The organism is Gracilibacillus boraciitolerans JCM 21714, assembly GCF_000521485.1.
Classification (GTDB): domain Bacteria; phylum Bacillota; class Bacilli; order Bacillales; family Amphibacillaceae; genus Gracilibacillus; species Gracilibacillus boraciitolerans.
Genome location: NZ_BAVS01000059.1, coordinates 1 through 7,775, shown reverse-complemented (window position 1 = coordinate 7,775; position 7,775 = coordinate 1). Strand labels below are relative to the sequence as shown.

General features: G+C 34.0%; 6 protein-coding genes and 2 pseudogenes. All 8 read right to left on the bottom strand.

Annotated elements, in window-relative coordinates:
* Positions 1 to 611 (bottom strand): N-6 DNA methylase (locus JCM21714_RS22560; protein WP_235183027.1); only part of this gene is annotated, 611 nt, incomplete at its 3' end.
* A complete protein-coding gene (locus tag JCM21714_RS17310) occupies positions 589 to 3,051 on the bottom strand; it encodes a restriction endonuclease (protein ID WP_235183026.1) in 2,463 nt (820 codons plus the stop codon). The genes JCM21714_RS17310 and JCM21714_RS22560, both read right to left, overlap by 23 nt.
* A gap of 221 nt (positions 3,052 to 3,272) precedes the next feature.
* Positions 3,273 to 4,628 (bottom strand): S8 family serine peptidase, encoded by a 1,356-nt coding sequence (locus JCM21714_RS17305; protein ID WP_052000884.1) that lies wholly within the window; start codon positions 4,626 to 4,628, stop codon positions 3,273 to 3,275.
* Entirely contained in the window at positions 4,618 to 5,526 is a 909-nt protein-coding gene (locus JCM21714_RS18910; RefSeq protein WP_148295085.1) for a S8/S53 family peptidase, read from the bottom strand. The genes JCM21714_RS17305 and JCM21714_RS18910 overlap by 11 nt, the downstream gene beginning before the upstream one ends.
* A complete protein-coding gene (locus JCM21714_RS17300; protein WP_035726313.1) occupies positions 5,504 to 5,860 on the bottom strand; it encodes a hypothetical protein in 357 nt (118 codons plus the stop codon). The genes JCM21714_RS18910 and JCM21714_RS17300 overlap by 23 nt, the downstream gene beginning before the upstream one ends.
* A gap of 63 nt (positions 5,861 to 5,923) precedes the next feature.
* Positions 5,924 to 6,426 (bottom strand): annotated as a pseudogene (locus JCM21714_RS20600) (AAA family ATPase).
* 23 nt (positions 6,427 to 6,449) lie between these two features.
* Complete coding sequence (locus JCM21714_RS20590) at positions 6,450 to 6,860, bottom strand: hypothetical protein (RefSeq protein WP_200868475.1); 411 nt, start codon at positions 6,858 to 6,860, stop codon at positions 6,450 to 6,452.
* A 165-nt stretch (positions 6,861 to 7,025) separates the two neighbouring features.
* A pseudogene (locus JCM21714_RS17290) lies at positions 7,026 to 7,775 on the bottom strand (DUF1524 domain-containing protein); the annotation flags it as partial.

The following is a 7,775-nucleotide window of genomic DNA, read 5'->3' as shown; positions in this document are numbered from 1 at the left end:
CTATTTTGACCTACAGAGTAGGGAGGATTACCCATAATAGCAAATATAGGGTCTTCTTGTTGCCGTTTTAAACGTTTATTATTTTCATCAAACAACTCATCTATAAATGAATTTTTGGTTTCTGTGCTCTCAAATGTATCAGTTAATACGATCCCTTCAAATGGTACATAATCTCCTCCATATAAGCTATGGAATGTTTCTTCAATATTGATAGCTGCAATATAGTAACTTAACAACACAATTTCATTCGCATGAATTTCTTGTGTGTATTTACGCAATAAATCTTCTTTAGGTACAAGACCGCTTTGTAATAAACGAGTAACGAATGTACCTGTCCCTGTAAATGGATCTAATACATGTACACCTTCACTTGCTAGACATTTACCAAAGTGTTTCTTCAATACATCGTTCACTGAATGAATGATGAAATCTACAACCTCTACAGGTGTGAAAACAATTCCTAAACGCTCTGTCGTTTCTTTAAATCCTACCTTAAAGAATTTATCATAAAGCTGGATAATAATATCTTGCTTCGCTTTTAAGTTATCTACACCTTCGGCACGCACACGAACACTTTCATAGAATGATTCAAGCTTTTCCTGTTCTTTCATTAGCCCCCTGATCATCAAGGATAGCTAAAATCGTATCCATCGACTTAGAAACAGGGTTATTATGAACAAAGCTGTATGAATCAAACAAAGCTTCAAATACAGGCTTTGTAATTAAATGTTGCGCTAACATTTCAATCGCTTGTATTTCACTAATTGAATCATTGATATTGTATCGTAAGCTCATAATAAAATTTTGGAATTCTTTATATGCTTCACTATTCGTATCTTCTAACATCACTCGAATACGCAACATATGTTGTTGAGCAATTTCAGCTACATCTTTTGACCAATCTTCCCAATAACGTACATTCCCTACTTTACGAACAATTTTACCGTATATTGCACGTTCTAATTCAGATAGGTCTTCTTCGGTTAACATCATGGCTAGCTGCTCTGTTTGTTGTGTTAACTCCCCACCTTCTGGGGGGGCGTCACCTACACCAATAATTTGAATTTGACCTGGTTTCTTTTTATTCAATTCTAACTTATTAATCGTAGCATCGAAGCGTTCATCTAGTGAACGTAAAGCATTTAAAACTTCCCATACTACACGATATTTATCATTATTATCTAATACACTATTTGTATCTGCCCCCCCTGCTGGCACACCAATTGGTAAAATGACATAACCATAGTCTTTATCAGGAGATTTACGCATCACACGTCCTACCGCCTGTGCAATATCAATTTTTGATTTTCGTGGCTTTAAGAACATGATAGCGTCTAAGTCTGGAACATCTACACCCTCAGTTAAGAAGCGTGCATTCGAAAGAATCCGACATGTATTATCAGGTACTTCATCTTTTAACCAAGAAATCTTCTTATTCTTCTCTAATGCATTCATTGAACCATCTGCATGATCGATTTCAATTTCAAATTGATGTTCATATTCTTCAGCATCTTGATATAAATACTGATCTACTACATGTGTGAACATATCTGTAATTAGTTTTGATTCACGAATAGTACCTGTAAAAGCAATAGCCCGCTTCATTGGTGCACCTAAAGCTATATCTGAATTACTTGTACGACGAACTAGTCCATTCCAGCAACCGACGATCTTCGTTACATCATCAAATTCTAATTCAGAATCTTTATTCGCAAGCATTTGTTGGAAGCGGCGAGCAATCATTTTTTCATCTACTGCTAACACCATAACTTTATAATCAGTTAAAATGCCTTGTCGAATAGCATCACCGAATCCAATACGGTAAAACTCTTCACCATATAAGTCATTGTTATCCATATCTGCAATAACAACAGATAATTCGTCTGCTTTTTGCTTCGCTGCATCACCATAAACTCGTGGCGTAGCTGTCTGGTATAAACGTTTAGCTGTTTTGATATTTTCATCATAGTGAACTTTAGTAAAGCTACTATCTTCCTTACCTAATTCAGTTGCGCCAGTTGTACGATGTGCCTCGTCACATACGACTAAATCAAATTCATAGAAGCCTTGCTTTTGAGCTTCGATAATTACATCAATTGATTGATATGTTGAAAATACCGTTAAGAAATCACCTTTATTATTGCTATTTTCAATTCTCTTTTGATATTCTAAAAGCTTATTTTTGTCTGTAGTAGCAGGGTAACCGATATCTACAACGTTAATATCTGCAACATCATCATTACTCTCTTTTTTAGTCACTTTACGGTCGGAACATACAGCAATTGCATCCATATTGTAATTCGTATCCGCTGTCCATCCACGTAATGTTTGTGAAAGTAACTGAATACTTGGTACTAGATAAAGCACTCGGAAAACTTCATTTTTCTTCTTTGCAAGTTCTTCAGCAATTGCCATAGAAGTATAAGTTTTACCTGTACCTGGAGCCATAATAAGCTTCCCACGATCAACTGTTTCAAAGCCTTTGACAACTGCTTCTATTGCAGGAATTTGATGTGTTCTAGGGGGGGTTTTCTTTTGTTTCACTTTAACTTGTTCTGGTTTGGAAAAAGTGAATTCTGACCAATCAATTTGACTATCTTTAAGTTGCGTCAATGATATACGTGTAATTTCTTTATCTCGACCACTCAACGCTTCTTCTGCATTCTTCCCCCATCTGTCTGTTGATGTAATAATGATTCCTTTAGCATAAAACCTCTTACCTACCTCATTTAAAAATGAGTCAATATGTTGTTTCTGAATAATTGTATCTTCAGCATAATATTTACATTGAATCGCCACTAATAAACCTGTTTCACGTTCTTTAGCTACTAGATCTACACCTGTATCTGTTTTAGGAATACTATATTCAACAGGTACCTCATTTAATGTCCATACTTCATCAAATAACCGCTTATACATTGGTTCATTCTTAAAATATGTACGTGATAATAATTCAAACATTGTTCCTCTATCACGTTGCGTTGTATAGTCCGCATCCATTTCTTTTACTAAAGATATGAAGCTTTTTGAGCTTTCTAACTCTTCACTCATTAAATTCACCTTACTTTCAAATACTAACTTAAATTATTTTGCCCCCCCCAGTCGAGTGTAAACATTTACTGCCACTAATAAATACCAGTGAATAAGTGTAAAATTTCACATAGATTTATAGTTACAAAAATATAAAAAATCGAAGAACCTTTATCATTCAATAATACTAGGGTTCTTTTTAACTTGTTAGAAGCAAATATTATTCCTTAAAATAAATAAACCTATTGCCGTGTTCTAATTAATGTTCGTAATCGGTCTCTTACCTCAGTGTATATAGGAATATCTATCCCCCCCTCCGCCACCTCAAGTGTTACTGCTAGGGTGTAGGGTATTTCAAGCTGCCTTAACCCACCAGCATCCTCGCGACAACTAATCTTAATACTTAATGTATTTCCTTCAATAAAAGCTGCTGCAGTATCACCTTCAAAAATTTCATGTTGCACTGTTCCTCTTTGGACAGCCCTTCCATCAGCCTCTTGTCTATTTACTTTAAGGATATCATTTTCTGAGTTAAACCACAGATGAGCTTGTCTATATTTTTGATTATTATTATTAAGAGGTGTAAACCAAGTTAGAGTAATTGTTAATCTTCTTTTAATTGTATTACTACTTAAAGAAGGCGGAAGTGGCACTTCATATACATGCCCTTCTTCTTTTTTTATTCTACTAAATCCAATAAGAGTCGCTTTCTGTTCTGAACCATTTAGTATTTTGTTTTCATTTACGAACCCATAGCCTAAATACCTCGGAACTTGCTTATCTTTAAATGTAGAATCTCCTGGAGTTCTTAATACTTGATTATAGAGATCATATGCTTGATTCCAACTTGCACCATGTACTAATAAAGTTTTAAGCATTAAAACTCCATAATGTTCCATGATATCAGAACCATTTTCGATACCACTTAATAAATCCTCAAGCATATCATATATCTTAGAAGCTGCTTTGGTAGCTAAAGCTGTAGCATTACTTGTTCCCCTTGTATATGCAACCTCGTTTAATTTCCCACTAGAACCTGGTATTGCTACTTTATGACCTGGAGCTAGTGTTGAATTAGCTAGCTCTAAAAGTGCAAAACCATTGTCTCCCATAACGTTCTCTAAATATAATTGTTTACCACCTGAGAACAATACATCAGGTTTAATTGAATTTCTATAACCAAGTCCTACCCTACTATAAGGACTCATTATTTCTGGATGCTTTATTAAATCAACCCGCCTACCCAGAACTGAAACAGTAGATGAGTCAGTATGACTTGCCCCGATGCAAAGAGAATTTATTGATTCTGAAGGTGACAGTACTCTTCTTTCAACTATACTATCAGATATAAACTTTATTAGTTGCTGCTCAACAAAAGGCTCATCTTTAACCTTCTGAAACTCATCTCTTTCTATATCTAATCTAATTGCTCCAGTATGATTTCCTGCACTTACAATGAATAGCACATTATATTTTAGTGATAAGAAATCCAATAATTTTGCCCAAGGACTCATTTGAAGATCAAAAGGTCTGGATAGATCTCCTATTGATATATTAATAACTTTAATATTAGGAGCTACAGGTTCTTCATCCCCCATCTCCCTCAAAGAGTCTTTTTACAGCCCTATGTATTAAATCCACTGGAAGAATATCTTCAGGTATATGCTCTGACCTTACTCCATAAGCATATGGGTTGGGTTTCATTATAGGTCTTACATATAGTGGCCTTTTTAATGGTAGATCTTGCGAATCAAGTTCTCCATGGATTATTAAGGAAGCCATTGTTGTACCATGTACCCTCTCACTAGCCTGATATGCTTCTTCAAAATTATCAGGGTCATCGATTATCAATCTATCTTTAAGTAACTGATGATTTTGTAGGGGGGGTAACCCATCAAATAACGCTATAACAGGGCTTAGAGAATCATCTACTTCATATGGATCTATATCTGTCTCATTCTCTTCTTCATTTGTTGGAGGAAAGTCTACAACAGTTTGTCCAACTGGACGAAAGTACATTATTGAATCAGCTTTAATTAACTTTATATTTGAGTCATTTTGCAAATCATCAAATATATTAATAGATGTTTCAACTAGAATCGCATGATATGATATCTCTTCAATAGTACTTTCATTAATTACTTTACCTTGAGCAGTTTGTATTAATTGTTTAATAGTGTTTGAAGCTTCTAATCTTTTACTTGGATTACTTCTAAACCATAACTCTATCTCAAACTTTATAGTTTCTTGTCCTATAGCTATCTTTTCATTTAAAACGTCAATTAGACCCGTGTTATAGAATCGGTCTTGTACATCCCATAACCTAATGTCCTTTAATTGCGAGAATAAACTTTTCCATTTACCATATCCATATTCAAATGGTTCACCATTTTGATATTTTTCCCATAGAGATTTAAGTTCTCTCATAGCCTGTTGGTCAGACATCATTAAAAATAAACGACCATTTAATTGCTTATCCTCTACTTTTTCCCCCATCTTTGACTGGATAAAAATTATCATCAGAATCAAAATACTCTTCAATCTCAGAGAGCCAATCTAAGCCTTCTATTTTTCTTACTGCATTAACGAAGTTTTCTATGGTTCCTACTGTCTCAAATACCAAAGCATATTCCGGATTTATTCCAGCTATACTTTCACTTATTTTTCCCCTTTCACTATCAAATGCACTTTCTAAACGTCTAAACTTAGGTAATATTCTACGTACTTGTTCATTATGTTCAGGATACCTTGTACTCCCTCTTCCTCCATTTCTTGTAGCTCTATCAACAGTTGTAGGTTTAGGAAGCATTAAAATAGGCTTATCATTCAACATCTTCACCCCTTAACTCTGTTAATGAAAACTGATTTTTAAGACCATTCAACGCATCTTTGACTATTTTCCGCATATTAGAATTCGGTAGAGACAAAACATACTTCTTTTGATATCTAATCCAAAATCATTAAGGTTGGAAAAACTTAATCCATCTAAATTCTCTACTAATGTTCTTTTAGAATATTCTAGTGACATTTGATTATCCTGTTGAAATTTATCAATCCATTCTCCTATTTGTTTTTTACTTGGATTTTCTAACTCTAATTTTAATTGAAATCTCCGCCAGACTGCCCTATCCAATAGTTCAGGATGGTTTGTTGCGGTAATTACGATTACATGACTTGGGAGTCGGTCGATTTGAAGAAGTAATGAACTTACAACCCTTTTTATTTCACCAGTTTCTTGAGTATCTCCTCTTTCTTTGCCTATAGTGTCGAATTCATCAAAAAAAGTACACACTGCCTAGTCCGAACATATTCAAATAATGAATTTAAATTATTGGATGTTTCACCTAGGTAACTATCCATAATCCCTTCATACCTGACTGATATAAAAGGAACCATAAGTTCGTTGGCTATCGCTTCTGCTAATGATGTTTTCCCATTTCCAGGGGGGGGCCAGCCAAAATGACTCTATTTCTAGGTTCTAAGTTATAAGATCTCAATAAATCACGTCTAAAATGCTCTTGTATTAACTCATTTATTGATTCAATAATCTTAGGTTCTAAAATTAAATTTCTTAAGAATTCATCTGGTATAGTCTCAAAAAAAAGACTTTGGTTATTTTTATTTAGAGATAAAGTATTAGTTTTATTATCATTATTAAATAATTGAGACTTATTACTTTCTCTTAGTACATCCGTTAATCTATCAGCCAAAATGTTATGATTTTTGCTTCTTTCTTCAGCAATCATTGCCTCTACTGTCTTGTTAAAAAGTTTCATATTTCCTAATGAACCTGCTTCCACAAGCTTAATTATTAGATCTGCACGTGCCACAACACACACCTCCTTTGAATTTTGTGATTAATCAATTTATTCTCATTTAAATAATATACTTATATCCAATTATTAAGCATAGTCTATTCTGATATTTATAGCAGAGTCTTTATTATTAATTCACCAATGTATCATTCTCGTTACCCATTTAATAATTTTTGCTGTTTATCCCTCAAAACCCATGCTTTTTTGAGCACCAATCTTCTGCGGGATAATTCTTTTCTCAAGTTCTTGACTGATCTTCTCAGCACGCTTATCAAAAAAAGCCTCATAATCATCTTTCCAAATTCCATAAGAGTTTAAATCGTCAATAAGATGCGTTGTCATAGCTTTATCAAGGTCTTTATTTTCCTTTTCGAATGTTTTCATATATTTTGACGGTGCCTGAGCACGGATCCTATTCTTATTTAAGAATGCATCTACAATAGTAATATTGACAATATGATTGATAAAAAATCCATCCTCGCCTTTCTTCTGTAAATAAGCCTTTGGAAAGAAGTGGTGATAATTTCGACTGTTAGCTTGCTTTAACCAATCATTGTTTATTCTTACAATTGAATTATCATTAAAGGATTTAGGTTCTTGGTATGCCATTAAACATAAAATTGCTTTTATAAAGCTTCGGTTAGCACTGAACCAACCGTTATTCTTAATGTTTTCTACACTAGTATCAACTTGAAAGTCATATCTAGGTAGTTCACTTTTTATAATCTGATCTATCCTCTTTATATCTTGTGCCAATTTTGTCTCTACTCCACTTGAATAACGCTCAGACAGTGAAACCCTCCAAAAGAAATCATCTAAATACTTTTTCATCTCATTAACCGGTTTATTTGGATGATGATAGAAAAAATATGAAAATGGTACTATAAGAGCGTTGTAAGGCAGAATCTTCGAGACCGGGATACGAAAGTA

What these genes read in the sequence shown, in the direction of transcription:
- JCM21714_RS18910 (WP_148295085.1), bottom strand. Translation starts at nt 5,526, where the DNA reads ATGGGGGAAAAAGTAGAGGATAAGCAATTAAATGGTCGTTTATTTTTA.
- JCM21714_RS17310 (WP_235183026.1), bottom strand. Translation starts at nt 3,051, where the DNA reads ATGAGTGAAGAGTTAGAAAGCTCAAAAAGCTTCATATCTTTAGTAAAA.
- JCM21714_RS17305 (WP_052000884.1), bottom strand. Translation starts at nt 4,628, where the DNA reads ATGGGGGATGAAGAACCTGTAGCTCCTAATATTAAAGTTATTAATATA.